The sequence below is a fragment of the Streptomyces sp. NPDC050121 genome (genome assembly GCF_044460385.1).
Taxonomy (GTDB): Bacteria; Actinomycetota; Actinomycetes; order Streptomycetales; family Streptomycetaceae; genus Streptomyces; species Streptomyces soliscabiei.
In genome coordinates this window covers 181888-208788 of sequence record NZ_JBITJV010000001.1, presented here as the reverse complement: position 1 = coordinate 208788, position 26901 = coordinate 181888, and the positions used below count along the sequence as shown (strand labels likewise).

At 70.1% G+C, this 26901-nt stretch carries 21 protein-coding genes and 1 pseudogene; 9 read left to right on the top strand and 13 right to left on the bottom strand.

What is annotated here, in order from left to right; genetic code table 11:
• Positions 1-29: 29 nt before the first annotated feature.
• Positions 30-1550, bottom strand: a complete 1521-nt coding sequence (locus ACIBTS_RS00925; RefSeq protein ID WP_399315726.1) for a site-2 protease family protein — start codon at positions 1548-1550, stop codon at positions 30-32.
• Between the two features lie 186 nt (positions 1551-1736).
• On the opposite strand from ACIBTS_RS00925, the gene ACIBTS_RS00920 reads away from it, so the two are divergent.
• Both ACIBTS_RS00920 and ACIBTS_RS00915 read left to right on the top strand, forming a co-directional pair.
• Positions 1737-2720, top strand: a complete 984-nt coding sequence (locus tag ACIBTS_RS00920) for a RecB family exonuclease (RefSeq protein WP_399315725.1) — start codon at positions 1737-1739, stop codon at positions 2718-2720.
• A 14-nt stretch (positions 2721-2734) separates the two neighbouring features.
• The gene (locus ACIBTS_RS00915; protein ID WP_208031337.1) at positions 2735-3406 is read left to right on the top strand and encodes a response regulator transcription factor; all 672 of its coding nucleotides are present in this window, start codon (positions 2735-2737) and stop codon (positions 3404-3406) included.
• A 96-nt stretch (positions 3407-3502) separates the two neighbouring features.
• Here ACIBTS_RS00915 and ACIBTS_RS00910 read toward each other — a convergent pair whose 3' ends face one another.
• From ACIBTS_RS00910 to metH, 4 genes are all read right to left on the bottom strand, one after another.
• Complete coding sequence (locus ACIBTS_RS00910) at positions 3503-5086, bottom strand: ABC transporter substrate-binding protein (RefSeq protein ID WP_319676591.1); 1584 nt, start codon at positions 5084-5086, stop codon at positions 3503-3505.
• A gap of 72 nt (positions 5087-5158) precedes the next feature.
• On the bottom strand, positions 5159-6766 hold the full coding sequence (locus ACIBTS_RS00905) for an ABC transporter substrate-binding protein (RefSeq protein ID WP_399315724.1): 1608 nt from the start codon (positions 6764-6766) through the stop codon (positions 5159-5161).
• Between the two features lie 478 nt (positions 6767-7244).
• On the bottom strand, positions 7245-7943 hold the full coding sequence (locus ACIBTS_RS00900; RefSeq protein ID WP_399315723.1) for an HAD family hydrolase: 699 nt from the start codon (positions 7941-7943) through the stop codon (positions 7245-7247).
• 112 nt (positions 7944-8055) lie between these two features.
• Complete coding sequence (gene metH, locus ACIBTS_RS00895) at positions 8056-11574, bottom strand: methionine synthase (RefSeq protein WP_399315722.1); 3519 nt, start codon at positions 11572-11574, stop codon at positions 8056-8058.
• 362 nt (positions 11575-11936) lie between these two features.
• Between metH and ACIBTS_RS00890 the strand changes: the two genes are divergently transcribed.
• From ACIBTS_RS00890 to ACIBTS_RS00875, 4 genes are all read left to right on the top strand, one after another.
• Entirely contained in the window at positions 11937-12701 is a 765-nt protein-coding gene (locus tag ACIBTS_RS00890) for an IclR family transcriptional regulator (protein WP_319674011.1), read from the top strand.
• Positions 12702-13103: 402 nt separating this feature from the next.
• Complete coding sequence (locus tag ACIBTS_RS00885) at positions 13104-13898, top strand: MIP/aquaporin family protein (protein WP_079663356.1); 795 nt, start codon at positions 13104-13106, stop codon at positions 13896-13898.
• Between the two features lie 73 nt (positions 13899-13971).
• Positions 13972-15510, top strand: a complete 1539-nt coding sequence (glpK, locus tag ACIBTS_RS00880; protein ID WP_319335220.1) for a glycerol kinase GlpK — start codon at positions 13972-13974, stop codon at positions 15508-15510.
• 19 nt (positions 15511-15529) lie between these two features.
• Positions 15530-17146, top strand: coding sequence for an FAD-dependent oxidoreductase (locus ACIBTS_RS00875; RefSeq protein ID WP_399315721.1), 1617 nt, complete (start codon positions 15530-15532; stop codon positions 17144-17146).
• 144 nt (positions 17147-17290) lie between these two features.
• Here the strand turns inward: ACIBTS_RS00875 and ACIBTS_RS00870 are convergent, their stop codons facing one another.
• The gene (locus ACIBTS_RS00870) at positions 17291-17953 is read right to left on the bottom strand and encodes a hypothetical protein (RefSeq protein ID WP_399315720.1); all 663 of its coding nucleotides are present in this window, start codon (positions 17951-17953) and stop codon (positions 17291-17293) included.
• A 10-nt stretch (positions 17954-17963) separates the two neighbouring features.
• Positions 17964-18203 (bottom strand): annotated as a pseudogene (locus ACIBTS_RS00865) (sugar ABC transporter ATP-binding protein); the annotation flags it as partial.
• Positions 18204-18323: 120 nt separating this feature from the next.
• Between ACIBTS_RS00865 and ACIBTS_RS00860 the strand changes: the two are divergent.
• Together ACIBTS_RS00860 and ACIBTS_RS00855 are read left to right on the top strand one after the other, a co-directional pair.
• Positions 18324-18995 carry a FadR/GntR family transcriptional regulator gene (locus tag ACIBTS_RS00860; protein ID WP_079663339.1) on the top strand — a complete coding sequence of 224 codons (672 nt, stop codon included), beginning with the start codon at positions 18324-18326 and terminating at the stop codon, positions 18993-18995.
• A gap of 141 nt (positions 18996-19136) precedes the next feature.
• Positions 19137-20108 carry a PAC2 family protein gene (locus tag ACIBTS_RS00855; protein WP_399315719.1) on the top strand — a complete coding sequence of 324 codons (972 nt, stop codon included), beginning with the start codon at positions 19137-19139 and terminating at the stop codon, positions 20106-20108.
• 64 nt (positions 20109-20172) lie between these two features.
• Here the strand turns inward: ACIBTS_RS00855 and mshC are convergent, their stop codons facing one another.
• The 4 genes from mshC to ACIBTS_RS00835 form a co-directional block, all read right to left on the bottom strand.
• Complete coding sequence (gene mshC, locus ACIBTS_RS00850; RefSeq protein WP_399315718.1) at positions 20173-21402, bottom strand: cysteine--1-D-myo-inosityl 2-amino-2-deoxy-alpha-D-glucopyranoside ligase; 1230 nt, start codon at positions 21400-21402, stop codon at positions 20173-20175.
• Positions 21403-21527: 125 nt separating this feature from the next.
• The gene (locus ACIBTS_RS00845; protein WP_399315717.1) at positions 21528-22370 is read right to left on the bottom strand and encodes an SCO1664 family protein; all 843 of its coding nucleotides are present in this window, start codon (positions 22368-22370) and stop codon (positions 21528-21530) included.
• Positions 22334-22924 carry a DUF3090 domain-containing protein gene (locus ACIBTS_RS00840; protein ID WP_079663335.1) on the bottom strand — a complete coding sequence of 197 codons (591 nt, stop codon included), beginning with the start codon at positions 22922-22924 and terminating at the stop codon, positions 22334-22336. Before ACIBTS_RS00840 ends, ACIBTS_RS00845 begins: the two co-directional genes overlap by 37 nt.
• A 121-nt stretch (positions 22925-23045) precedes the next feature.
• Entirely contained in the window at positions 23046-23732 is a 687-nt protein-coding gene (locus ACIBTS_RS00835) for a histidine phosphatase family protein (protein WP_319335235.1), read from the bottom strand.
• 62 nt (positions 23733-23794) lie between these two features.
• On the opposite strand from ACIBTS_RS00835, the gene corA reads away from it, so the two are divergent.
• Entirely contained in the window at positions 23795-24793 is a 999-nt protein-coding gene (gene corA / locus ACIBTS_RS00830) for a magnesium/cobalt transporter CorA (RefSeq protein WP_319674019.1), read from the top strand.
• A 50-nt stretch (positions 24794-24843) separates the two neighbouring features.
• On the opposite strand, the gene ACIBTS_RS00825 is transcribed toward corA, so the two are convergent.
• Together ACIBTS_RS00825 and ACIBTS_RS00820 are read right to left on the bottom strand one after the other, a co-directional pair.
• Positions 24844-25632 (bottom strand): ferritin-like domain-containing protein, encoded by a 789-nt coding sequence (locus tag ACIBTS_RS00825; RefSeq protein ID WP_399315716.1) that lies wholly within the window; start codon positions 25630-25632, stop codon positions 24844-24846.
• A 184-nt stretch (positions 25633-25816) separates the two neighbouring features.
• Positions 25817-26872 carry an LLM class F420-dependent oxidoreductase gene (locus tag ACIBTS_RS00820; RefSeq protein ID WP_399315715.1) on the bottom strand — a complete coding sequence of 352 codons (1056 nt, stop codon included), beginning with the start codon at positions 26870-26872 and terminating at the stop codon, positions 25817-25819.
• Positions 26873-26901: the final 29 nt, after the last annotated feature.

Genomic DNA, 26901 nt, shown 5'->3' with positions numbered 1-26901 from the left:
CGGGGCCGCCGACCACGGTGGGGGTCCGGTCAGGACGGTCTGGCCATGGCTTTGACGAAGGCGCGCTCGACGTCGGCGGCGGACAGGACGCCGAAGATCTCGCCGGTCTCCTCGACGACGAGGTATTCGGTGGCGGGGGTGGCGCGCAGGACGTCGAGGAGGTCTTCGCCGGCGAGTTCGGCGGAGACGCGCATGCCGTCGGTGAGGTCCTGGGCGAGGCCGCTGACAACAACCCAGGGGCGGCGGTGTTCGGGTACGCCGACGATGGCGGCCTCGCGGACGAGGGAGAGGGGTTCGCCGTGGGCGTCGACGACGACGAGGGCGCGGGCGCCGGCGTCGTTGGCGCGGCGGAGGGCTTCGGAGAGGGGGGTGTTGGTTTCGACGGGGACGGCGCGGCGGGTGAGGGTGCGGGCGCGCAGTTCGGGGAGGTGTTCGCGCAGGCGGGCCATGCGCAGGCTGTTGCCGGCGCCGGTCCAGATGATCGCGGCGAGGATGGCGGCGAGGAGGGCGTCGGTGACGGTGTCCATGCCGACGCTGTCTTCGGCGCTGGAGCCGAGGGCGCCGGACTGGGTGAGCAGTGGCAGGCCGATGAGGACGGAGACGGCAAGGGCGCGGCCGACCCAGGCGGCGGCGATGGTGCCGCTCATGGGCTTGCCGGTGATCTTCCAGACGACGGCGCGGAGCATTCGGCCGCCGTCGAGGGGAAGGCCGGGCAGGAGGTTGAAGATCGCCACGATGAGGTTGGAGATCATCAGGCCGGCCAGGAGGACGCCGGGGACGGTGCCGGGCTCGACGGGTTGCATGGCGAGGTAGAAGAGGCCGGACAGGACGAGGGAGAGGAGCGGGCCGACGAAGGCCAGCCAGAACTCGCGGCCGGGGGTCTCGGCTTCCTTCTCGATCTCGGAGACGCCGCCGAAGAACTGGAGCTGGATGCGGCGGACGGGGAGTTTGAAGCGGAGCGCGGCGACGGTGTGGGCGAGTTCGTGGATGAGTACGGAGGCGTAGAAGGCGACGGCGAAGAAGAGGGAGACGAGGTAGCGGGCGGCGCCGAGTTCGGGCAGGACGCGGTCGAGCTGGCCGCCGAAGACCCAGGTGATGAGGGCGGCTACGAGGAACCAGCTGGGGGCGACGTAGACGGGGACGCCGAAGGGGCGGCCCATGAGGAGGCCGCCGCGGGGCTGCTCCGGGGGGCGTGGGGGTGGGGGGCCTTTGGGGAGGGTCGGGGGCGTCGGCCGCCCGGTCTCGGCTTCGGCTTCGTCGGCTTCGGCTCCGTCGGCTTTGCCTTCGGCCGGGTTTCTGTTCCCACCCGTGTCGCGCGTGCCGCTGGTGTCACCGGTGCCGCCGTTGCCGCTTTCGGCGTCGGGGGGAGGGGGTCCTTGTGGGGTGTCCGCGCCGTCGGCGGCGGGCTCGCTCGGCTTCGCCGTGGCCGCGGGCTGCGGTGCGGCCGGGGTCTGGGCGAGGTCGGTGGCCGGAGACGCAGGTGTGGCGGGGTGCTCGGCCGACTGTTCGTTGTCCGGCCGCGGCCGCCCGCTCCCGCCGCTTTCCACCACGGTTTCCCCTCGATCGAAGCGTCTCCCGCTCGTGCCGGGCGGGAGGGTCTGGGACCGATGGTATGCGGCGGTCGGGACGCGTTCCGCCCCGGCACCCCCCGTGTTTCCCCGCTCGTCGCCGCTGTTGGGGGTGCGGTGGGTGCGCGGGCTGGGTGACTGTCAGTGGTGGGCCGTATGGTCTGGGGCATGGAGAGCAGTGGCGAGGGCGTCGTCCCGGCGGGTGACGGAGATGTGGTGGCCAAGTCGGCGGAGGCTGCCGTGCCCGAGGCGGGGGCTGCCGCGCCCGAGGCGGAGGCGGCGGTCGTCGCGACGGCGCCTGCCTCGCTGTCGCCCTCGCGGGCCGGTGATTTCATGCAGTGTCCGCTGTTGTACCGGTTCCGGGTGATCGACCGGCTTCCGGAGAAGCCCAGCCCGGCGGCGACGAAGGGGACGTTGGTGCATGCGGTGCTTGAGCGGTTGTTCGACGCTCCGGCGGCGGAGCGGACCGCGCCGCGGGCCAAGTCGCTGATTCCGGGCCAGTGGGACCGGCTGCGGGAGACGCGGCCGGAGGTCGGGGAGCTGTTCGCCGACGATCCGGAGGGTGAGCGGCTGGCGGGCTGGCTGGCGGAGGCGGAGGGGCTGGTCGAGCGCTGGTTCACGCTGGAGGATCCGACGCGGCTGGAGCCGGCCGAGCGGGAGCTGTTCGTCGAGGCGGAGCTGGAGTCGGGGCTGCGGTTGCGCGGGATCATCGACCGGGTCGATGTGGCGGCGACGGGTGAGGTGCGGATCGTCGACTACAAGACGGGCAAGGCGCCGCGCGCGGAGTACGCCGACGGTGCGCTGTTCCAGATGAAGTTCTACGCCCTGGTGGTGTGGCGGCTGAAGAACGTGGTTCCGCGGCGGCTGCAGCTGGTGTATCTCGGCAGTGGGGATGTGCTGACCTACGATCCCGTCCTGGCAGATCTGGAGCGGGTCGAGCGCAAGTTGCTCGCGCTGTGGGAGGCGATCCGGCTGGCGACGCAGACGGGTGAGTGGCGGCCGCGGCCCACGAAGTTGTGCGGCTGGTGCGATCACCAGGCGCACTGTCCGGAGTTCGGTGGCACTCCCCCGCCGTATCCGCTGCCTGTGACGCTGCCGGTGAGGGCGGCAGAGTCCGAGTCAGGGGCGCAGGGCAGAATGGGGCCGGGCTAGAGAAGGAGACTTACGTGGCCATCCGCGTCCTACTGGTCGATGACCAGCCGCTGCTGCGCACGGGCTTCCGGATGATTCTGGAGGCCGAGCAGGACATCGCGGTCGTCGGCGAGGCCGGAGACGGCCTGCAGGCTCTCGACCAGGTGCGGGCGTTGCAGCCCGATGTGGTGCTGATGGACATCCGGATGCCGCGGATGGACGGGGTGGAGGCGACCCGGCAGATCACCGGGCCGGGGCGGGACGGTCCGGCGAAGGTGCTGGTGCTGACCACGTTCGATCTCGACGAGTACGTGGTGGAGGCGCTGCGGGCCGGGGCGAGCGGGTTTCTGCTGAAGGACGCGCCCGCCGACGAACTGGTGCAGGCGATCCGGGTGGTGGCGGCCGGTGAGGCGATGCTGGCGCCGAGTATCACGCGTCGGCTGCTGGACAAGTACGCCACGCATCTGCCGTCGGGCGAAGAGCCGGTGCCGGACACGCTGCACACGCTCACCGACCGTGAGGTGGAGGTGCTGAAGCTGGTGGCGCGGGGGCTGTCGAACGCGGAGATCGCGGCCGATCTGTTCGTCAGTGAGACGACGGTGAAGACTCATGTGGGTCATGTGCTGACGAAGCTGGGGCTGCGCGACCGGGTGCAGGCCGCGGTGTACGCGTACGAGAGCGGTCTGGTGCGCCCCGGCGCGCAGTAGGAGACCGCGGGTTCGAGTGGGTTCGAACGCAGGGCGCCTCTCCGGGCTGGAGGGGCGCCCTGTCGCGTTGGGCTGTCAGCTCTTGCTGAGGAGCTGTCAGCCCTTGCTGAGTTCCCAGAAGCGGAACACCGTCGAGGCGTCGAGGCAGTTCTCGAGGCCGTAGACGTGGTCGCCGACGACGGCGTACTGCTTGGCCTGCCAGATGGGCAGGACGGGCAGTTGTTCGGCGACGAGGTTCTGGATGTCGGCGAAGTCGGTGCCGGTGGCGGTGCGGTCGCTCTGGGCGGCGGTGCGCGGGATGAGGGTGCCGGTGATGGCTTCGTTGGTGTAGTTGTTGCCGAGCACGTTGCCCTTGCCGAAGAAGGGCGAGGTGAAGTTGTCGGCGTCGGGGTAGTCGGGGACCCAGCCCTTGACGTAGACGCCGTACTTGCCGGCGGCGATGTCCTTCTCGTACTGGTCGTAGGCGACGGACTTGACGTCGGCGTCGAACAGGCCGCTGGCGTTGAGCTGGGCGGCGATGGCCTTGAGCTCCTGGTCGGTGGCGGGGCCGTAGCGGGACGGGGTGGACCAGAGGGTGAGTTTCACCTTGTCGGTGATGCCCTCGTCGGCGAGTGCGGCGGCGGCCTTGGCCGGGGAGGGGCGGGCACCGTAGCGGTCGAAGAAGGCGGTGTTGTGGCCCGTGATGCCGGCCGGGACGATCGAGTAGAGGGGGTCGGCGGTGCCCTGGTAGACGTCCTTGATGAGGGCTTCGCGGTCGATCAGGTGGGCGATGGCGCGGCGGACGCCGAGCTTTCCGGCGACGGGGTCGGCCGTGTTGAAGACGAGGTGCTGTACCTCGGCGCTGCTGCCCTCGACGACCTCGGCGCCGGCGTTGTCGGTGCTCTGCTCGATGTCGGAGATGTCGGTGGCGGTGAGGCCGCGGTAGGCGATGTCGACGTCGCCGGCGAGCAGGGCCTTTTTGAGGGCCTTCTGGTCGCCGCTGAAGAACTTCAGGGTGACGCCGGTGTTCTGGGCGTCGTCGGCGGTGCCCCGGTAGTTCTCGTTGACGGAGAAGACGGCTTCGTCGTCGCCGAAGGAGTCCAGTTTGTAGGGGCCGGAGCCGACGGCGCCGCCGTCCTTGCGCAGGCTGTCGGCGTCGTATTCCTTGTGGTCGACGATGGAGCCGGCGCCTGAGGCGATCTTGCTGGGGAAGGTGGCGTCGGGGACCTTCAGTGTGAAGACGACGGTCTTGGCGTCGGGCGTCTCGACCGTGTCGAGCATGGGGAACATGATGGCCGGGCCGGCGTCGTCGTTGATCTTCAGCATGCGGTCGAAGGAGAACTTGACGTCCTCGGAGGTGAGGGCGTCGCCGTTGCTGAACTTCAGGCCGTCCTTCAGGGTGCACGTGTAGACCTGGGTCTTGGTGTCGCTGAAGGAGCACTCCTTGGCCGCGTCCGGTTCGGGTTCGGTGCCGCCCTTGGGGAAGCTCAGCAGCGACTGGAAGACGTTGTTGAACAACAGCCAGGAGCCGGGGTCGTAGCCGGAGGCGGGGTCGGTGGCGAGGACGTCGTCGGACATCCCCAGGACCACGGCGGAGGTGTCGCCTCCGGAGCCGCCGCTCTGGGTGCCGCAGCCGGTTAACAGGCCGGAGGCCAGCCCCGCCACGATGGGCAGGACCGGCCACTGGTTGCGCATGTTCACGAAGTGCCTTTGTCGTCGGTTTTCGTCACACCGGGGCCGCTGTTCCGGGCCCCGGACCGTCAGGGGCCCGCGTCAGTTGCTGGTGCCTCGGCCGAGTTCCCACAGCTGGAGGGTGGCGGAGGAGTTCAGCGCGTAGGCCGTGCCCGTGACGTCGTTGTTGGCGGCGACGTACTGCTTGCCCTGCCACAGCGGGAGGATCGGTACGTCCTTGGCGACGGTGTCCTGGATCTCCTTCAGGTTCGCCGCGGCGCTCAGGCGGTCGGCCTCGCGGCGGGAGGCCGGGATCAGGTTGTTGATGATGTCGCTGTTGGCGTACGGGGACTTGAGGAAGTTGTCCTTGTCGAGGAACGGGGCGACGAAGTTGTCGGCGTCGGGGAAGTCGGGGAACCAGCCCATGCCCCAGACGGCGTACTCGCCCTTGCGCTCGGCGGGGACGAACGAGTCCCAGGGGGTGCCCTGGATGGTGACGTCGAACAGGCCGCTGTCGTTGAGCTGCTTCTGCAGCGTCTCGAACTCCTGCTTGGTGGCCGGGCCGTAGTGGTCGGTCGTGTAGTTCAGCGTCAGCTTCACCGGGGTGGTGACGTCCGCGTCGTTCAGCAGGTTCTTGGCCTTGGAGACGCTCGGGTCGCCGTAGGCGTTGAAGAACGAGTTGGAGTGGCCGGTGAGGGTGGCCGGGACGAGCGAGTAGAGCGGCTCGGCCTGGGAGCCGTACACCTTGGATACCAGCTCGGCGCGGTTGATGACCTGGGCCATCGCCTGGCGCACGGCCTTGGACTTGACGGTGGGGGCGGTGGTGTTGAACGCGAGGTAGCGGATCTCGAGGCCGTTGAGTTCGACCATGTCGATGTCGCCGTCGGCGGAGCCCTCGGAGAGCTTCTTGATCTGCTCCGGCGACATGGTGCGGGTCATGAGGTCGATGTCGCCCTTTTGCAGGGCGGTGCCCATGGCCTCGGCGTCCTTGTAGGAGACCATGTCGACCTCGTCGTTGTTCACGTCGAGCGTCCCCTTGTAGTTGGGGTTCTTCGTGAACACGGCCTTGGTCATCTCGTCGCCGTCGGTCTCGGCCTTGAGGGTGTAGGGGCCGGAGCCGTCGACCGCGAAGCCGTCGCGCAGCTTGCCCTTGTCGTAGTCGGCGGGGTTGACGATGCCGGCGACCGGAGTCGACAGCTTGAAGGGGAAAGTGGCGTCGGCGGTCTTGAGGTGGAAGATGACTTCGTTGTCGCCCTGCGTTTCGATGGTGTCGATGGTGGACAGCAGGGCGAAGACGCCGGAGTCGGCCTTGATGGTGCGGGCGCGCTCGATGGAGAACTTGACGTCCTTGGCGGTGATGGCGTCGCCATTGGCGAACTTCAGGCCGCTGCGCAGCTTGCAGGCGTAGCGCTCATTGCCGCTGTCGGTGAAGCTGCAGCTCTCGGCCGCCTCCGGGACGGGTTCGCCCTCGCCCTTGGGCTGGATCATCAGGGTCTGCACGGTCTGGCGCAGGATGTTCCAGGTGCCGACGTCGTAGGAGTACGCCGGGTCGAGCGGCGCCGGTGCGTCCTTGGTGGCGGTGAACCGGTCGGTGGTGCCGACGACGATGGCGTCGCCGCTGCCGCTGCCGCTGTCGGACCCGCCGCAGGCGGCGAGAACGGGCGCGAGCAGACCGACCACGGCCGGCAGCACCAAAGTCTTGCGGTTCATGCTCGAGTTTCTCCAGAGCTGTCGGTCCGTGTATCCGGCATGCAGGGGTGTCGCGGCGGATCACGGGGTTACGGCGATGTTCTCGCGACGAGATTAGTCCGCACCAGCACGACCGTTCGCGGCCACCGGAGTTGAAAGCCCATCACGCTGTGAAACCGGCTGTGGACGCACTGAACAACCGTCAGCGGAAGGATTCGTACAGCGAATCACCAATCGGGACACAAAGACGCGCCCGAGCCCCTCCGACGAGGGCGTACAGCACACGGAGAGTCATCTGTCGACCCTCGGTCGGGTGGGGAACGTCACATGCTCAAAAGGGTTCGAGTGGGGCGGAATTCGGCCGTCCAGAAGGCGTCGAGGAAGATCCGAATTCCCCCGCGCACACGTCCGCCGAATTCCTGGTTATCGGCGGTGCACGCTGGGTGAACGCTCTCTCGCATTTCCGTTGCCGGTCGCTCTCCAATGATCGTGGTGGCGATCATCGGAGCGGCATCAGGCCACGCAGAAAGGGCAGGTCGACCTGTTCCAGGGAGGGTACGACGGTGCGGCGCGCGGACGGTGCGATGGGGGCCACGGAGGGCACCGCGACGACGTGACAGCCCGCCGCCTCCGCCGAGGCGACGCCGGTCGCGGTGTCCTCGACGACGGCGCATCTGGTCGGGTCCACGCCGAGGCCGACGGCGGCGAACAGATAGGGGTCGGGGTACGGCTTGGTGCGCGGGACCTCGTCGCCGGCGACGCTCAGCCGGAAGTTCTCGGCGCCGAGTGAGACGAGGACACGGTCGATGATGCGCCGGTGGGAGGCGGAGACGAGGGCCGTGGGGACCTCGTGCTCGGCCAGCTCGGCGAGCAGTCGGGCGGCTCCCGGCATCAGGGGCAGGGCGCGGGTGATGCGGTCCTCGAACCCCTCGTTGAGCAGGACGGTCAGGTCGGCAAGGGTGATGTCGGCCCCGGTCGCCTCGATCAGGAACCCGGCACTGCGGCTCATCGGGCCGCCGACCACCACATGGCGCCAGGAGTCGTCGAGGATGTGGCCGAGTCCGGCGAAGATCTCGACCTCGACGTCCCACCAGAAGCCCTCGCTGTCCACCAGAGTGCCGTCCATGTCGAGCAGCACGGCCTGCAGGGCTGAGCCCTCGGCCGTGCGGGTTACTGGCGCGGGAACCGTGCTGGTCATCCACGTACCTCCTTGAGGGACGAGCAGGCCGGTTCCCGCTGGGGAACCGGCCTGCAGTGGACCGACCAGTGTACGACTTATCGGATCAGTGTGCTCGGTGGCACGCCTGGGGTCACCGTGCGTTGAAGTACTTCGCCTCGGGGTGGTGGATCACGATGGCGTCCGTGGACTGCTCGGGGTGGAGTTGGAACTCCTCGGACAGGTGGACGCCGATCCGCTCGGGCCGCAGCAGTTGGGCGATCTTGGCGCGGTCCTCCAGGTCGGGGCAGGCGCCGTAGCCGAGGGAGAAGCGGGCGCCGCGGTACTTCAGGGCGAACATGTCCTCGATGTCGGCCGGGTCCTCGCCGGCGAAGCCGAGTTCAAAACGCACGCGCGCGTGCCAGTACTCGGCGAGGGCCTCCGCCAACTGCACGGACAGGCCGTGCAGTTCGAGGTAGTCGCGGTAGGAGTTGGACTCGAAGAGCTTGGCGGTCTCCTCGCCGATGCGGGAGCCGACGGTGACGACCTGGAGGCCGACGACGTCCGTCTCGCCCGACTCCTCCGGGCGGAAGAAGTCGGCCAGGCACAGGCGGCGGCCGCGGCGCTGGCGGGGGAAGGTGAAGCGGGTGCGTTCGTTGCCCTGTTCGTCCAGGATGATCAGGTCGTCGTCCTTGGACACGCAGGGGAAGTAGCCGTAGACGACGGCGGCTTCGAGGAGGTTGTCGGTCTGGAGCCTGTCCAGGAGGCCGCGCAGCCGGGGCCGGCCCTCGGTCTCGACGAGTTCCTCGTAGGTGGGTCCGTCACCGGCGCGGGCCTGCTTCAGGCCCCACTGGCCCTTGAACAGGGCGCCCTCGTCGAGCCAGGAGGCATACTCCTTGAGCTGGATGCCCTTGATGACGCGGGTGCCGTCGAAGGGCGCCTTGGGGACGGGGTTGTCGGTGGCCACGTCGGAGCGGACATGGCCTTCCTCCGGGCGTTCCTCGACCTCGACGGCGGTCGTGCTCGCGCGGACCCGGCGCTGCTTCAGGTCGGGCAGCTTCGCGCCGGGCACGCCCCGCTTGACGCCGATGAGGGCGTCCATGAGGCGCAGGCCCTCGAAGGCGTCGCGGGCGTAGCGGACCTCGCCCTCGTAGATCCCGTGCAGGTCCTGCTCGACGTAGGCCCTGGTCAGGGCGGCGCCGCCGAGGATGACGGGGTAGTTCGCCGCGAGGCCGCGCTGGTTGAGCTCCTCGAGGTTCTCCTTCATGATCACGGTGGACTTGACCAGGAGGCCGGACATGCCGATGACGTCGGCGCGGTGCTCGGCGGCGGCGTCCAGGATCGCGGAGACGGGCTGCTTGATGCCGAGGTTGACGACGGTGTAGCCGTTGTTGGACAGGATGATGTCGACGAGGTTCTTGCCGATGTCGTGGACGTCGCCGCGGACGGTGGCCAGCACGATCGTGCCCTTGCCGTCGTCGTCGGTCTTCTCCATGTGCGGTTCGAGGTGGGCGACGGCGGCCTTCATCACCTCGGCGGACTGGAGCACGAACGGCAACTGCATCTGGCCGGAGCCGAAGAGTTCGCCGACGACCTTCATGCCGTCCAGGAGGGTCTCGTTGACGATGTCCAGCGCCGGGCGGCTCTGCAGGGCCTCGTCGAGGTCCCTCTCCAGGCCGTTGCGCTCGCCGTCGATGATGCGGCGCTTGAGGCGCTCCTGAAGGGGCAGCGCGGCCAGTTCCTCGGCCTTGCCCGCCTTCAGGGACTTCGCCGTGGCGCCCTCGAAGAGCTGCATGAGCTTCTGGAGCGGGTCGTATCCCTCGGCGCGGCGGTCGTGGATGAGGTCGAGGGCCGTCTGCACCTCCTCCTCGGTGAAGCGGGCGATGGGCAGGATCTTCGAGGCGTGCACGATCGCCGAGTCCAGGCCCGCCTTGACGCATTCGTCGAGGAAGACGGAGTTGAGCAGGATGCGGGCGGCCGGGTTGAGGCCGAAGGAGATGTTCGACAGGCCCAGGGTGGTCTGGACGTCGGGGTGGCGGCGCTTGAGCTCGCGGATCGCCTCGATGGTGGCGACGCCGTCGCCGCGGGACTCCTCCTGACCGGTGCAGATGGTGAAGGTCAGGGTGTCGATGAGGATGTCCTCCTCGCGGATGCCCCAGTTCCCGGTGAGGTCGTCGATGAGCCGTTCGGCGATCTCGACCTTCTTCTCGGGGGTGCGGGCCTGGCCCTCCTCGTCGATGGTCAGCGCGATCAGCGCGGCGCCGTGCTCCTGGGCCAGCTTGGTGACCTTGGCGAAGCGGGACTCGGGGCCGTCGCCGTCCTCGTAGTTGACGGAGTTGATGACCGCGCGGCCGCCGAGCTTCTCCAGGCCCGCCCGGATGACGTCGACCTCGGTGGAGTCCAGGACGATCGGCAGGGTGGAGGCGGTGGCGAAGCGGCCGGCGAGTTCCTCCATGTCGGCGACGCCGTCGCGGCCGACGTAGTCCACGCACAGGTCGAGCAGGTGCGCGCCCTCGCGGATCTGCTCGCGGGCCATCTCGACGCAGTCGTCCCAGCGGCCGGCGAGCATGGCCTCGCGGAACTTCTTGGAGCCGTTGGCGTTGGTGCGCTCGCCGATGGCGAGGTAGGAGGTGTCCTGGCGGAAGGGGACGCTCTGGTAGAGGGAGGCGGCGCCGGCCTCGGGGCGCGGGGTGCGCGGGGCGGGGGTCAGGTCGCGTACGCGTTCGACGACCTGGCGCAGGTGCTCGGGGGTGGTGCCGCAGCAGCCGCCGACCAGGGACAGGCCGTAGTCGCGGACGAAGTTCTCCTGGGCGTCGGCGAGCTCCGGGGCGCTCAGCGGGTAGGACGCCCCGTTCTTGCCCAGCACGGGCAGTCCCGCGTTCGGCATACAGGCCAGTGGGATGCGCGCGTTGCGGGCCAGGTAGCGCAGGTGCTCGCTCATCTCGGCCGGGCCGGTGGCGCAGTTCATGCCGATCATGTCGATGCCGAGCGGCTCCAGCGCCGTCAGAGCGGCGCCGATCTCCGAGCCGAGCAGCATCGTGCCGGTCGTCTCGACGGTCACGGAGACGATCAGCGGCACGTCCAGGCCGGCCAGCTCCCGGGCGCGGTGGGCGCCCAGGACGGCGGCCTTGGTCTGCAGCAGGTCCTGGGTGGTCTCGACGACGAGCGCGTCGGCACCACCGGTGATGAGGCCCTCGGCGTTCTGCTGGTAGGCGTCGCGCAGCGTGGTGAAGCCGATGTGGCCGAGGGTCGGCAGCTTGGTGCCGGGGCCGATCGACCCGAGGACCCAGCGCTGGCGCCCGTCGCGGGCGGCGAAGGCGTCGGCCGTCTCGCGGGCGATGCGGGCGCCCGCCTCGGACAGCTCGTACACCCGTTCGGGGATGTCGTACTCGGCCATGGCGGAGTGGTTTGCGCCGAACGTGTTGGTCTCGACGCAGTCCACGCCTGCGGCGAAGTACTCCTCGTGCACGGAGCGGACGATGTCCGGCCGGGTGAGGTTGAGGATCTCGTTGCAGCCCTCGAGGTTCTCGAAGTCCTCGAGGGTGGGCTCCTGGGCCTGGAGCATGGTGCCCATGGCTCCGTCGGCCACCACCACTCGGGTGGCCAGGGCCTCTCGGAGCGCGGACACACGGGTCCGGCTGTCGGCGGAAGGGGTCGGCGGCACAGAGGCCATGAAAGGGCTCCCTCAGATGCGACGGCTGTCGGCTTTGCGTTACCTCAGGATGCGTGCCGAACGGCTTCCCGAGGAGAGCGCACGCCGTCAGGGTAGCCGGGACGGAGGCCTTATGGTCAGGGGCGTCCACGGGGCGGACGGGCGGGACGGCCGGGCCGCGACCCGATCACGAGCGGGGCACGACCGTCCCACAACCGGGGCACGACCGTGCGACGGGCGCGCCACTCCGGGGAGACGAATGACGTAACACGTATCGACCGACCATTGGCGGGAGGTCGGCATGGACCGGTAGTGTTCGACATTGCCGAACGGCGGAGCAGCTACCGCGCGTGGTCGGTCGAGGGGACGGAGGCAGGACGGCGATGGCACGGAACATCCAGTCGGTCGAACGTGCGGCCGCGATGCTGCGGCTGCTCGCGGGCGGCGAGCGGCGCCTGGGCCTGTCGGACATCGCCTCGTCCACGGGCCTGGCCAAGGGCACCGCCCACGGCATCCTGCGCACCCTCCAGCAGGAGGGCTTCGTGGAGCAGGACGACGCCTCCGGGCGCTACCAGCTGGGCGCGGAGCTGCTGCGCCTGGGCACCACCTACCTGGACGTGCACGAGCTACGCGCGCGTGCCCTGGTGTGGACGGACGACCTGGCCCGTTCCAGCGGCGAGAGCGTGCACCTGGGGGTGCTGCACCAGCATGGCGTGCTGATCGTGCACCACGTCTTCCGGCCCGACGACAGCCGGCAGGTGCTGGAGATCGGCGCCATGCAGCCGTTGCACTCCACGGCCCTGGGCAAGGTGCTGTCGGCCTACGATCCCGTCGCGCACAGCGAGGCCCTGGAGGCCGAGCGCAAGCCGTTCACGGACCGTACGGTGTGCGAGCCGGAGGCCTTCGAGCACATCCTCGACCTCACCCGCGCGCGCGGGTACGCGGCCGACGTGGAGGAGACCTGGGAGGGCGTGGCCTCCATCGCGGCGCCGATCCACGACCGGCGGCGCATGCCCGTCGGCGCGGTCGGCATCACGGGCGCCGTGGAACGCCTGGGCCGGGACGGCGAGCTGCGCCCCGAGCTGATCGCGGCGGTGCGCGACTGCGCCCGCGCGGTGTCGCGGGACCTGGGCGCCGGGCGCTTCTGAGCGACCCGCAGCACCCGGAAAGCACCTGAGCAGGCACCCCCACAGGCACCTGAGAAGTCCGTGAGAGCAGGCCGGGACGGCAGGACGCCGCTCCGGCTCCTGGCATACGCTGAAACGCCCTCGTACATGAACAAAAAGGGCGAGAGTGTGCGCACCAGCCCGAAGATCGATAACTCGCATCGATCAATAACGATCGAGTTTTCGACAACAGCACTCTTGACGCACACGTAACGCCGGAGCAAGACTCCCGTCCATCGGTCGGCATTGTCGAACACCTAACGGCAATACACGCTAGAGTGTGACAACGCCAGAGGCCGGCATCGCTCTCACCCCCGAGGGCGCTCGAACCCCCGGCGGGACCCGGGGTTCGGCTTCCCTGGACGAAGGACAAAGGAGTCGCGGGTGTCCAGCTCCGACATCTTCATCGGCGAGACCATCGGTACCGCCATACTCATCCTGCTCGGCGGCGGCGTCTGCGCCGCCGTGACGCTGAAGGCCTCCAAGGCCCGCAACGCCGGCTGGCTCGCCATCACCTTCGGGTGGGGTTTCGCCGTTCTGACGGCCGTCTACACCTCGGCGCCCCTCTCCGGCGCCCACCTCAACCCGGCGGTCACCCTCGCACTCGCGATCAAGGACGACGACTGGAGCAACGTTCCGGTCTACTGGGGCGGACAGCTGCTCGGCGCCGCCATCGGCGCCACCCTGGTCTGGGTCGCCTACTACGGCCAGTTCCACGCGCACCTCACCGACAAGGAGATCGTCGGCGGTCCGGGCGCGCAGTCCACGAAGGTCAAGGCCGTCGAGGCGCAGGAACAGGGCGCCGGCCCGGTCCTCGGCATCTTCTCCACCGGTCCGGAGATCCGCGTCGTCTGGCAGAACCTGGCCACGGAGATCATCGGCACCATCGTGCTGGTGCTGGCCGTCCTCACCCAGGGACTCAACGACAAGGGCAACGGCCTCGGCAACCTGGGCGCCCTGATCACCGCGCTCGTCGTCGTCTCGATCGGTCTGTCCCTCGGCGGCCCGACCGGCTACGCGATCAACCCGGCCCGTGACCTCGGTCCGCGCATCGTGCACGCCCTCCTGCCCCTGCCCAACAAGGGCGGCTCCGACTGGAGCTACGCCTGGATCCCGGTGGTCGGCCCGCTGATCGGCGGCGCGATCGCTGCAGGCATCTACAACGTCGCTTTTGCTTAAGAGCACCAGCCGCACCCTGTAGTCAGCAGCGCCGCAAGACAGCCCCTCAACCACGGAACTTCAGGAGCACACAGTGACCGACGCGCACACCGCCGGCCCGTTCATCGCCGCCATCGACCAGGGCACCACCTCCTCCCGCTGCATCGTCTTCGACCGGGACGGCCGGATCGTCTCCGTCGACCAGAAGGAGCACGAGCAGATCTTCCCGAAGCCGGGCTGGGTCGAGCACAACGCCAACGAGATCTGGACCAACGTCCAGGAAGTCGTCGCCGGAGCCATCGAGAAGGCCGGCATCACCCGTGCCGACATCAAGGCCATCGGCATCACCAACCAGCGTGAGACCACGCTGCTGTGGGACAAGAACACCGGCGAGCCCGTCCACAACGCCATCGTCTGGCAGGACACCCGCACCGACGCGCTCTGCAAGGAGCTCGGCCGCAACGTCGGCCAGGACCGCTTCCGCCGCGAGACGGGCCTGCCGCTGGCCTCCTACTTCGCCGGGCCCAAGGCCCGCTGGCTGCTGGACAACGTCGAGGGCCTGCGCGAGCGCGCCGAGGCCGGCGACATCCTCTTCGGCACCATGGACAGCTGGGTCATCTGGAACCTGACCGGCGGTGTCAACGGCGGCCGCCACGTCACCGACGTCACCAACGCCTCCCGCACCCTGCTCATGAACCTCCACACGCTGGAGTGGGACGAGAAGATCGCCGAGTCCATCGGCGTCCCGCTGTCGATGCTCCCCGAGATCCGCTCCTCCGCCGAGGTCTACGGCGAGGTCACCGGCGGCAAGCTGGGCGACCTGCTCGGCGGCATCCCGGTCGCGTCCGCGCTCGGCGACCAGCAGGCGGCCCTGTTCGGCCAGACCTGTTTCGCGGAGGGCGAGGCCAAGTCGACGTACGGCACCGGCACGTTCATGCTCATGAACACCGGTGAGAAGATCATCAACTCCTACTCCGGCCTGCTCACCACCGTCGGCTACCGCATCGGCGAGGACGCCCCGGTCTACGCCCTCGAGGGCTCGATCGCCGTCACCGGTTCGCTGGTGCAGTGGATGCGCGACCAGATGGGCCTGATCTCCACCGCCGCCGAGATCGAGACGCTCGCGCTCTCCGTCGAGGACAACGGCGGCGCCTACTTCGTGCCGGCCTTCTCCGGTCTGTTCGCCCCGTACTGGCGCTCCGACGCCCGCGGTGTGATCGCCGGCCTCACCCGGTACGTCACCAAGGCGCACCTCGCGCGCGCCGTCCTGGAGGCCACCGCCTGGCAGACCCGTGAGATCACCGACGCCATGACGAAGGACTCCGGCGTCGAGCTCGCGGCCCTCAAGGTCGACGGCGGCATGACCTCCAACAACCTGCTGATGCAGACGCTCTCGGACTTCCTGGACGCCCCCGTGGTGCGCCCGATGGTCGCCGAGACCACCTGCCTCGGCGCCGCCTACGCCGCCGGTCTCGCCGTCGGCTTCTGGACCAGCACCGACGACCTGCGCGCCAACTGGCGCCGGGCCGCCGAGTGGACCCCCCGCATGGACGCGGACGCCCGCGACCGTGAGTACAAGAGCTGGCTCAAGGCCGTGGAGCGGACCATGGGCTGGATCGAAGACGAAAACTGACGAGGAGTAAGAACCCCACATGACCAGTCAGTCCTCCCTGCAGTCCGTGCCTGCCCTGGGGACGCGCCCGGCGTCCGGCTCGAACCCGAGCCGTGCCGAGACCCGGGAGCAGCTCTCCAAGGCGTCGTACGACCTCCTCGTCATCGGCGGCGGCATCCTGGGCATCTCCACCGCCTGGCACGCCGCGCAGTCCGGCCTCAGGGTGGCCCTGGTCGACGCCGGCGACTTCGCCGGCGCCACCTCCTCCGCCTCCTCCAAGCTGCTCCACGGCGGTCTGCGCTACCTGCAGACCGGCGCGGTGAAGCTGGTGGCGGAGAACCACTTCGAGCGCCGTGCGGTCTCCCGTCAGGTGGCCCCCCATCTGGCGAACCCGCTCACGTTCTACCTCCCCGTGTACAAGGGCGGGCCGCACGGCGCGGCGAAGCTCGGGGCGGGCGTCTTCGCCTACTCCGCGCTGTCGGCGTTCGGCGACGGCGTCGGCCACCTGCTGTCCCCGGCCAAGGCCGCGCAGGACGTGCCCGAGCTGCGCACCGACAACCTCAAGGCCGTCGCCGTGTACGGCGACGACCAGATGAACGACGCGCGCATGGCGCTGATGACGGTCCGCGCGGCCGTCGAGGCGGGCGCGGTGGTCCTCAACCACGCCGAGGTGACCGGGCTGCGGTTCACCAAGGGCCGGGTGACCGGCGCCGAGCTGCGCGACCGCACCTCCGGCGACGAGTTCGGCGTCGGCGCCCGTCTGGTCCTCAACGCGACCGGCCCGTGGGTCGACCACCTGCGCAAGATGGAGGACCCGAACGCGACTCCGTCCATCCGCCTCTCCAAGGGCGCGCACCTGGTCCTGAAGCGGACCGCCCCCTGGAAGGCCGCGCTCGCGACCCCCATCGACAAGTACCGCATCACGTTCGCCCTCCCCTGGGAGGACATGCTGCTGCTCGGCACCACCGACGAGGAGTTCGAGGGCGATCCTGCGGATGTCTCGGTCACCGAGAAGGACACCGCCCAGATACTCGACGAGGCCGCGTTCTCCATCCGCGACCAGCAGCTGTCCCGGGACCTCATCGCCTACTCGTTCGCGGGTCTGCGGGTACTGCCGGGCGGCCCCGGCGACACGGCGAAGGCCAAGCGCGAGACCGTGGTCACGGAAGGCCGTGGCGGCATGCTGTCCGTCGCGGGCGGCAAGTGGACGACGTTCCGGCACATCGGCCGTACGGTGATGAAGAAGCTGGAGGCGCTGCCGGGCGCTCCGCTGGGCGACGACTTCGAGCCGATCTCCTCGCTGCCGAAGAAGCTGCCGCTGCCGGGGGTCGCGAACCCGCGTGCGGTCGCGCATCGGCTGCTGGTCGACAATCCGGCGCCCGGGCCGCGGATGGCCGCCGACACGGCGAAGCACCTGGCGACGCACTACGGCTCGCTGGCCTTCGACATCGCGCGGCTGGCGAACGAGAACCCGGAGCTGGGCCGGCGGGTTCACCCCGACGCTCCGGAGATCTGGGCGCAGGTCGTGTACGCGCGGGACAACGAGTGGGCGCAGACGCCGGATGACGTGCTGCGGCGGCGTACGACGCTGACGATCCGGGGGCTTGCCACGGACGAGGTCCGCAGCCAGGTTCAGGATCTGCTCGACAAGAAGTAGGGGTTGTATGTCGCCTGAAGGGGCGTGGGGGCCTGCTCCCGCCCACGCGGCGGAGCCGCAGATCGATACAGGCCCGCGCCCCTTCAGGACGTCGCAGCCACCGCCCTCACCTCGTGCGGGGTCTCAACTCCTCGCGGCTTACGATCAGTTCGCGGCCGAGCAGGAGGGCGCTGCGGGATGCCGGGGCCGGGTCCGGCAAGGTCGCTCAGGTCGCTCAGGTCGCTCAGGTGGGCGAAGCCGAAGATTCTGCGGATGATTTCCGTGCCGGCGTAGCCGATCGACTCCGTCCAGACCTTGCGCAGGAAGCGGTCCAGGTAGGCGTCGTCGAAGAACGTGTCGACGCGGGTCGGCCAACGGCTCGGACAGCGCGACGTCTTCGGTGATCTTGCAGATTTCGGGGCTGACGGAGGCCGCGACCAGCGCCTCGCGCTCGACGGACGGCATGCCGAAGTCGCTGGTGGCGAAGGAGAACTGGGCGAGGAACTCGCCGATCCTCGCCGAGGTGTGCGGGCCGTAGGGCTCGCCCTCGTTCAGGAGTGTGCGCAGCACCTCCAGGTCGGACATGTCCTCCATGACGAGCGCGTGGTTCTCGGGGTCGTAGCCGTGGATCGCCGGGACGGCGAGGCTGCGGGCGCCGTCGGCGGAGGAGACCAGGAACACGCGGTTCATGTTGCCGTCCGACACCTCGCGGACGTGGATGTCCGTCAGGTCGGCCATGGTGAGGGTGACGCCGAGCGCGAAGTGCAGGAACAGCGCGACCGTCGCGAAGATGAAGCCGTACTTGATCACGGTGTTCTGGACGCGCACCGCGCTGGAGGTCGGCGACCTCCAGGACCTCGTCGACGTCGGCGGACAGCACGAGGACGGCCGAGCCGTCGGCGGCCAGGGCGCGGGCGCGGCGGCCGATGTCGCGCCGGGCGCCGATGTCCACGCCTCGAAACGGCTCGGTGTCCTCCTTGGTCCGGTTCACGAGATCGGCCCGGGAGAAGGACCTCAGGAACGGCAGCGAGATGTTCCGCGCGACCGACCGGCCGGGGACGAGGGCGTCCGCAGAGCGGCAATCGCGAATCTGGCGGCGCCGCTCCGATCTGCCCCCATAATGGCCACTGAGACATCCGATGTCTGGATCCGATGTCTGGATCCGATGTCTGGGCGATGAGCGAAAGGGAGGCCGGTCATGGCAGTCACCGACGAGGCGATCGAGAAGATCAAGGGCATGATCGTCTCGGGTGCGCTGCGCCCCGGGGAGCGGCTGCCCAAGGAGAGTGAGCTGGCCGCCGAGCTGGGCCTGTCCCGCAACTCCCTGCGCGAGGCGGTGCGCGCCCTGTCGCTGATCCGGATCCTGGACGTGCGCCAGGGCGACGGCACGTACGTCACCAGCCTCGACCCGCAACTGCTCCTGGAGGCGCTGAGTTTCGTCGTCGACTTCCACCGCGACGACACCGTCCTGGAGTTCCTGGCGGTGCGCCGCATCCTGGAGCCGGCCGCGACGGCGATGGCCTCGCTGCGCATCAGCGAGCAGCAACTGGACGCACTGGACTCCCAGTTGGACAAGCTCGGCGCGAATCCGTCGGTGGAGGAACTGGTCGCCTGCGACCTGGAGTTCCACCGGGGCATCGTGCAGAGCGCCGGCAACTCGGTGCTGTGCTCGCTGCTCGACGGGCTGTCCGGGCCCACCACCCGGGCCCGGATCTGGCGCGGTCTGACGCAGGAGGACGCCGTCTCCGGCACACTGCGCGAGCACCGGGCGATCCTGGCGGCGCTGCGCGACCGGGACGCGGAGGCGGCACGCTCGTGGGCGACGGTGCACATCGCGAGCGTGGAGCAGTGGTTGCGGTCCTCGCTCTGACAGGCGCCCGGTGGGGGTGTTCGGGGGTGGCGAACGGGGCAGTGATCCGTTCACTCCCCCGTGCAAGGGGGCTGCGGGCGCCCCCGCAGAACGCCGTAAGGTTGGGTGGTCAAGCGAGGGCACGTCGGAAGGAGGCACTGGGTGATCGAGCTCGAGGGGGTTCCCGAGCTGATCGACCCGGTCATGGTGGCCGCGTTCGAGGGCTGGAACGATGCCGGCGACGCCGCCTCCACCGCGGTCGGGCACCTGGAGCGGGAGTGGAAGGGCGAGGTGTTCGCGGCGCTGGACGCCGAGGACTACTACGACTTCCAGGTGAACCGTCCCACAGTGTGGATGGACGCCGGCGTGCGCAAGATCACGTGGCCGACCACGAGGTTGTCGGTCGTCCGGGTCGGCGGGGAGAAACCCCGCGACCTGGTGCTGGTGCGCGGTATCGAGCCGTCCATGCGCTGGCGTTCGTTCTGCAACGAGCTGCTGGGTTTTGCGCACGAGTTGGGCGTGGAGCTGGTCGTCATCCTGGGCGCCCTGCTCGGTGACACCCCGCACACGCGTCCGGTGCCGATCAGCGGGACGACGTCGGACGCGGACCTGGCACAGCGGATGGACCTGGAGGAGACCAAGTACGAGGGCCCCACGGGCATCGTCGGCGTCCTGCAGGAGGCGTGCACGCACGCGGGAGTGCCCGCGGTCAGCCTCTGGGCGGCCGTGCCGCACTACGTCTCGCAGCCGCCGAACCCGAAGGCGACGCTGGCCCTCCTCAACCGTCTGGAGGACCTGATCGACGTGCGCATCCCGCTGGGCGAGCTGCCCGAGGACGCGCGCGCCTGGCAGGTGGGCGTGGACCAGCTGGCCGCCGAGGACACCGAGGTCGCCGAGTACGTGCAGACGCTGGAGGAGGCCCGGGACACCGCGGAGCTGCCGGAGGCGTCGGGCGAGGCGATCGCCCGCGAGTTCGAGCGGTATCTGCGGCGGCGGGACGGCGGCGGACCGCTCGACCCGGGTGAGCGCACCCGGCCCCCGAAGCCGCCGAAGCCGATCGGCGAAGTCGGGGAGATCGGGGAGATCGGGGAGATCGGCGACTCCGCCGACGAGGACGATTCGTCGGAGGACTGAACGGGCCGAAATGCCTGGCAGACCTGGCAGGGGCGGTGCGCCGACGCGCACCGCCCCTGCTGCGTCAGAGCGCCACGCCCAGCAGTGCGTCCACGGCCCGGGACACGACGCCGGGGGCGCCGATGTCCGTGCCGCCCTGCTCCTGCTGGAGCGCGGCCCAGCGGTCGACGGCGGCCAGCGCGGCCGGGGCGTCGAGGTCGTGGGCGAGGGCTTCGCGGATCTCGTCGACGAGTGCCTCGGCGGGCGGCCCGTCGGGCCGGGAGACGGCGGCCCGCCAGCGCTCGAGGCGGGCCTCGGCGTCGACGAGGACCTGGTCGGTCCACTCCCAGTCGGCCCGGTAGTGGTGGGCGAGGAGGGTGAGGCGGATGGCGGCGGGGTCGACGCCGTCCCGGCGCAGCTGCGAGACGAAGACGAGGTTGCCCTTGGACTTGGACATCTTCTCGCCGTCGAGGGCGACCATGCCGGCGTGGACGTACGCCTTGGCCATGGGGAACTCGCCGGTCAGCACCTGGGCGTGGGACGCGCCCATCTCGTGGTGCGGGAAGGCGAGGTCGGAGCCGCCGCCCTGGACGTCGAAGCCCATCCCGAGGTGGTCGAGGGCGATGGCCACGCACTCGATGTGCCAGCCGGGTCGGCCACGGCCGAGCGAGCCGCCGTCCCAGCTGGGCTCGCCCTCGCGGGCGGCCATCCACAGCATCGGGTCGAGCGGGTTCTTCTTGCCCGGGCGTTCCGGGTCGCCGCCGCGCTCGGCGGACAGCAGCCGCATGGCCGCGGCGTCGAGGTTCGAGACCTTGCCGAAGTTCGGGTCGGACTCGACGGAGAAGTAGATGTCGCCTTCGAGGTCGTAGGCGGCGCCTGCGTCCCGCAGCCGCTCGACGAGCGGGACGATGCCGGGTATCGCCTCGACGGCGCCTATGTAGTGCTGCGGCGGGAGCATCCGCAGGGCCGTCATGTCCTCGCGGAAGAGGGTCGTCTCCTTCTCGGCGAGGGCGACCCAGTCGACGCCGTCGCGTTCGGCCCGCTCCAGCAGTGGGTCGTCGACGTCGGTGACGTTCTGGACGTAGTGGACCTGCCGCTTGGTGTCGAGCCACACGCGCTGAACGAGGTCGAACGCGTTGTAGGTCGCCGCGTGACCCATGTGGGTCGCGTCGTACGGCGTGATGCCGCATACGTAGATACGGGCGACGGGACCGGGGTCGAGGGAGACCAGACCGCCGGTCGCGGTGTCGTGGATCCTCAGGTCGCGGCCCTGACCAGGCAGGGCGGGGACCTCGGAAGCGGGCCAGGCATGCATGTCATGAGCCTAACCGGACGGAAGTTGCGTATACGAACCGGAGCAGGCCGGATGGCCGGGAAGGCGCTCTTGCGCGGTTCCGGCCGATGTGAGTGACGTCTCTGCACCGGCGGCTGCACCCGGGGCTACACCGGCGGCCAGGGGATCGCCGGCCACTCTCCGCTCGGCTCCGGATGCTTCCCGGAGGCGAGCAGCGCCCCGGCACGCGCGCGCGTGGCGTCGAGTTCGGCGGGGGTGATGAGCGCGGCCAGGGTGACGGCCAGCCGCCCGCCCGGCTCCAGGACGTTGGTGAGGGCTTTGAGGGCCGCGACGGCCTCAGCGGTCAGGGGCTCCCCCGCCCAGCCCCACAGGAGCGTGCGCAGCTTGTTCTCGGCGTTGAAGGTGACGCCGTGGTCGATGCCGTAGAGCCGGCCGTCGGCGGTGGGCAGCAGGTGGCCGCCCTTGCGGTCGGCGTTGTTGATCACCGCGTCGAGGACGGCGAGCCGGCGCAGCCGTTCGTCGTCGGCGTGCACCAGCAGCGCGGTACGGCCCTCGCCGACCTCGGCGAAGCCGATCGCCTTCCAGCCGGGCTCGGGCTCCTCCCCGTCCACGAGGGCGAGCAGTTCCGCTTCGGGGGCCGTCTCGATCCACAACTGGCACATGCCCTCGCCGTACGGCCCCTCGCGCAGCACGGTGGGCGGGACGAGGCCCCAGCCGGTCGCCTCGGAGACCTCGTAGGCGGCGACCTCGCGCTGGGCGAGGGTGCCGTCGGGGAAGTCCCACAGGGGTCTCTCCCCGGCGACCGGCTTGTAGACGCAGGCGGCCTCGCGGCCCTCGCGCGTGACAGTGCAGTACAGGGCCGCGTTGGAGGCGTCGCGGATGCGTCCGCGGACGGTGAGCTCGCCGTGCGCGAGGAGTTCGTACGATGCGGCAAAGGCGGGGTCGGTGGCCGTCACGCCCCCCGGCGGTATCCGTTCTGGCGCGGACATACGTGTCCTTCCGGGTCGAGCGGGAGGCTGCACAGCGGGCACGGCGGCCGGCCGGCGTTGACGACATCGAGGGCTCGCTTGGCGAAGGCTCTCGCCTGCGCGCCGGTGAGCCGGACCCGCAGCATCGGGGGCCCGTTCTCCTCGTCCTGGAGGAGCCTTTCCTCGGCCTCGGCGAGATCCTCCTCGGAGTCCGCGTCGAGCTCCACCAGGGCCTGCGCCTCGACGATCATGCGCTGCTCCTCGCCGTCCCAGGCGAGGGCCATGGTGCCGACCCGGAACTCCTCCTCGATCGGGGTGTCGAGGGGCGCCGTGTCGGTGTTCTCGGCGGGCGACACGGCGGGCACCGGGGCGCTGCCGCCGCTACGGCGTACGACCTCGTCCAGCAGCTCGTCCATGCGCTCGGCGAGCGCGGCGACCTGGGTCTTCTCCAGGGCCACGCTGGTCACGCGGGCGCCGGCGGTGGCCTGGAGGAAGAAGGTACGGCGCCCGGGCAGTCCGACCGTACCGGCCACGAAGCGGTCCGGAGGGTCGTAGAGGAACACCTGACGGGACACGTCCTGTCTCCATGGGAATCGTGGGTCATCGTGGGTCATCGTGGGGCGGGAAAGCGGTGGGGGAACGTCCGTGCCTGTACGCGCGCGTACATGGACCGCTTCACCCTACTGCGGCCGACGATCACGGTGCGCCCGCACCGCCCCCGACCTCGGCCTCCCCTGCGGGGGGTTCCTCGCGCGGCGCGAGCGAGGCGAAGTCGCCGGTGTCGCCGAGGCGCACGAGAAAGGGGCGCAGCCGGGTGTAACGGATCGCGGTGATGGAACACGGTTCGACAGAGATCCGCTGGAAGAGGTCGAGATGAAGTCCGAGCGCGTCCGCGACGAGCGACTTGATGACGTCGCCGTGCGAGCACATCACATAGACGGCGTCGGCGCCGTGGTCGCGCTCCACGCGCGCGTTCCACTCGCGTACCGCCTCGGCGGCACGGGTCTGCATGGCCCTCATGGACTCGCCGCCGGGGAAGGCCGCCGCGGAGGGGTGCGCCTGCACGACCTCCATCAGCGGCTCGTCCATCAGCTCCGCGAGCTTGCGGCCGGACCAGTCGCCGTAGTGGCACTCCCCGATCCGCTCGTCGCTGTGCGCGCGCAGGCCGGGGCGGGCGTCGAGGAGTGGCTGAATCGTCTCCTGGCAGCGTTGCAGGGGGCTGGCGACGACCTCGGCGATCGGCAGCCCCTCCAGCCTGCCGGGCAGCGCGGCGGCCTGCGCGGCCCCGCGCTCGTCGAGGGCGACGCCGGGCGTCCAGCCGGCGAGCACTCCGGAGGTGTTGGCGGTGGACCGGCCGTGCCGGACGAGGATCAACGTGGGCATGCGGCCCAGCGTAGGCGCACCACGGGGTGCGGCTGCCGGCGTACGGCGGGAGAATGCGCTCCGTGATCGTCGACTGTGCCATCTACCGCGACGGGCGCCGCACGGAGGGACCCGCGGACTTCTCCGACGCCCTGGCGCAGTGCCGGGGCGGGGGCGACGCGTTCGTCTGGATCGGGCTGTACGAGCCCACGGAGCCGGAGTTCGACCAGGTCGCGGAGGAGTTCGGGCTGCACCCGCTGGCCGTCGAGGACGCCCTCAACGCGCATCAGCGCCCCAAGCTGGAGGTGTACGACGACTCGCTGTTCGTGGTCCTCAAGCCCGTGGGGTACGAGCCGAAGAGCGACATCGTCTCCTCCGGCGAGGTCATGGTCTTCGTGGGCGACTCGTTCGTGGTGACCGTGCGACACGGCGAGGAGGCGCCCCTGGGGGCCGTACGACACCGTCTGGAGGAGGAGCCCGAGATGCTCCGGCACGGCCCTACGGCGGTGCTCTACTCGATCGCCGACGCCGTGGTCGACCACTACGTCGACGTGGCGGGCGAGTTGGGGACCGACCTGGAGGAGCTGGAGGCGGAGGTGTTCTCGCCGACCGGCGGGGGCTCGCGGCACACGGCGTCGCGGATCTACTCCTTCAAGCGGCAGGTCCTGGAGTTCCGCCGGGCGACGGGCCCGCTGGCGCAGCCGCTGGACCGGCTCGCGGGCGGGGGCCTGTTCGGCGTGCGCGTTCCGTTCGTCCACGAGAAGGCGCAGCCGTTCTTCCGCGACGTCAGCGACCACCTCACGCGCGTGAACGAGGCCGTCGAGGGACTCGACCGGCTGGTGTCGGACGTCCTCTCGGCGCATCTGGCGCAGATGAGCGTCCGGCAGAACGACGACATGCGGAAGATCTCCGCGTGGGCGGCGATGGCCGCGGTCCCCACGATGATCGCGGGGATCTACGGCATGAACTTCAGGCACATGCCCGAGCTGCACTGGGGATGGTCGTATCCGGCGGTGATCCTGCTGATGGCCGGCCTCGAGGTGGTGCTGTACCGGCTGTTCAAGCGGCGCGGCTGGCTCTAGCGGCGCGGCCGACTTCAGGGGCAGGAAGGCGCCGGGGGTGCTCGGCCGGTTCAGGCGAACTCGGGCGCCTTGGTGGCCGGGCCGCCGAGCGCGTCACGGCGCTCGGGCATCGTCAGGGAGACCATCCGCCGCCAGCCGGCGAACCGCTCCCACGCGTACCGGGCGTGGATGCCGGTCGCGAGGACGGCCGACCTGGCCCTGGGCCAGCCGAGGATGCGGCCCATACGGGCCATGACGGCCAGGCTGACGTCCCGGTGGATCCGGATCTCGGCGAGCGCGCACGCGCGCAGCGTCCGCTGGATGTCGCGGCCGTGTCCCGCGCGCGCGAAGCGCAGCAGTTCCTCGTGGCAGTAGGCGAGGTGGTTGTCCTCGTCGTGGGAGATCATCTTCACGGCGCGCCCGAGGTCGGGGTGGTCGGCGAAGTGCCTGCGCAGCAGCTCCATCTGTTCGGAGGCACGCTGTTCGGTGACCCGGCTGTGGGCGAGGTAGACGACGACGTCCTGCACGCTCAGCGGCCGGTCGATGCTGAGCCGGTCGTGGGCGAGGCCGATGCCGTCCCGCTCCAGGAGCATCGTGTAGTCGGTGTCCGGCGGGACGGGCACCGGTTCGAGGCCGCGCTTCCTCATCAGCGCGTGGAAGATCCGCCCGTGTTTGTCCTCGTCGGCGCCGTGGCGGGCGATCTTGGGGGCGAGGTCGCGTTCGCTGTGCGGGACGAGCGCGGCGATCCGGGCGTTCTCCCAGCCGCCCTGCGACTCACCGCCGGCGGCGATGGAGCAGAAGAGCGCGAAGGACTCGTCGTTGTCGATGATCTCCTGGAACAGACTCTTCGCCGAAAGCATGCAAATGAGTCAAATGCGGCCCGGCGGACGCCGCAACACCTGTGTCCGGCAACTCCGCCAAAAGGCGGACGTCCCGAAGCACGACGAGGGCGTAACCGCGCGCGTCCCGGCGCGTTGTTCCCCGTGAACGGCCGTGGCGGGGAAGACCCCCGAGCCCCCACCACGGCCGCTGAAACTCCCCCTCCTACGCCAGGCCGGCGAGGTCCAGGGCCTGCGCGCCCGCCCGCAGCGAGGCGAGCCGCTCGTCGAGGGTGAAGCCCGCCGGGGCGAGGGTGAGGGTGGTGACGCCGGCCGCCGCGTAGGCCTTCATCCGGTCGGCGATCCGCTCCACCGAACCCAGCAGCGTCGTCCGGTCGATCAGCTCGTGCGGGATCGCGGCCGCGGCGCCCTGCTTGTCGCCGGACAGGTACTTGTCCTGGATCTCGGCGGCCGCCGCCTCGTACCCCATCCGCTGCGCGAGCTGGTTGTAGAAGTTCTGCTTACGGCTGCCCATGCCGCCGACGTACAGCGCGGTGTAGGGACGGAAGGTGTCGGCGAGCCGCTCGACGTCCTTGTCGTCGCCGACGGCCAGCGGCAGCGTCGGGCAGATGTCGAAGCCCTCCAGCGTCTTGCCGGCCTTCTCGCGCCCGGCCCGCAGGTGCTTGACCGCGGTGTCCTCCAGGTGGTCGGCGGACGGGAAGATGAGCAGCGCGCCGTCGGCGATCTCGCCGGTCTGCTCCAGGTTCTTCGGCCCGATCGCGGCGATGTACAGCGGGATGTGCTCGCGCTCGGGGTGCACGGTCAGCTTGATCGGCTTGCCCGGGCCGCCCGGCAGCGGCAGCGTCCAGTGCTCGCCGTCGTACGACAGGCGCTCCCGCGTCATCGCCTTGCGGACGATCTCGACGTACTCGCGTGTGCGGGAGAGCGGCTTGTCGAACTTGACGCCGTACCAGCCCTCGGAGACCTGTGGGCCGGAGACGCCGAGGCCGAGGCGGAAGCGGCCGCCGGAGAGGGAGTCGAGGGTGGCGGCGGTCATCGCGGTCATCGCGGGCTGGCGCGCAGGGATCTGGAAGATGGCCGAGCCGACGTCGATCCGCTCGGTCTGCGCGGCGACCCAGGTGAGGACGGTGGCCGCGTCGGACCCGTAGGCCTCGGCGGCCCAGCAGACGGCGTATCCGAGGCGGTCGGCCTCCTGAGCCACGGCGAGGTTGTCGCCGTCCATTCCGGCACCCCAGTAGCCGAGGTTGATCCCGAGCTGCATGGCCGATTCCCCTTACTGATCAGTAACGA

Excerpts from the sequence above, each read along its gene's own strand:
- ACIBTS_RS00920 (WP_399315725.1), top strand. The coding sequence starts at position 1,737 with ATGGAGAGCAGTGGCGAGGGCGTCGTCCCGGCGGGTGACGGAGATGTG.
- ACIBTS_RS00905 (WP_399315724.1), bottom strand. The coding sequence starts at position 6,766 with ATGAACCGCAAGACTTTGGTGCTGCCGGCCGTGGTCGGTCTGCTCGCG.
- ACIBTS_RS00900 (WP_399315723.1), bottom strand. The coding sequence starts at position 7,943 with ATGACCAGCACGGTTCCCGCGCCAGTAACCCGCACGGCCGAGGGCTCA.
- metH (WP_399315722.1), bottom strand. The coding sequence starts at position 11,574 with ATGGCCTCTGTGCCGCCGACCCCTTCCGCCGACAGCCGGACCCGTGTG.
- ACIBTS_RS00890 (WP_319674011.1), top strand. The coding sequence starts at position 11,937 with ATGGCACGGAACATCCAGTCGGTCGAACGTGCGGCCGCGATGCTGCGG.
- ACIBTS_RS00875 (WP_399315721.1), top strand. The coding sequence starts at position 15,530 with ATGACCAGTCAGTCCTCCCTGCAGTCCGTGCCTGCCCTGGGGACGCGC.
- ACIBTS_RS00860 (WP_079663339.1), top strand. The coding sequence starts at position 18,324 with ATGGCAGTCACCGACGAGGCGATCGAGAAGATCAAGGGCATGATCGTC.
- mshC (WP_399315718.1), bottom strand. The coding sequence starts at position 21,402 with ATGCATGCCTGGCCCGCTTCCGAGGTCCCCGCCCTGCCTGGTCAGGGC.
- ACIBTS_RS00845 (WP_399315717.1), bottom strand. The coding sequence starts at position 22,370 with ATGTCCGCGCCAGAACGGATACCGCCGGGGGGCGTGACGGCCACCGAC.
- ACIBTS_RS00835 (WP_319335235.1), bottom strand. The coding sequence starts at position 23,732 with ATGCCCACGTTGATCCTCGTCCGGCACGGCCGGTCCACCGCCAACACC.
- ACIBTS_RS00825 (WP_399315716.1), bottom strand. The coding sequence starts at position 25,632 with ATGCTTTCGGCGAAGAGTCTGTTCCAGGAGATCATCGACAACGACGAG.
- ACIBTS_RS00820 (WP_399315715.1), bottom strand. The coding sequence starts at position 26,872 with ATGCAGCTCGGGATCAACCTCGGCTACTGGGGTGCCGGAATGGACGGC.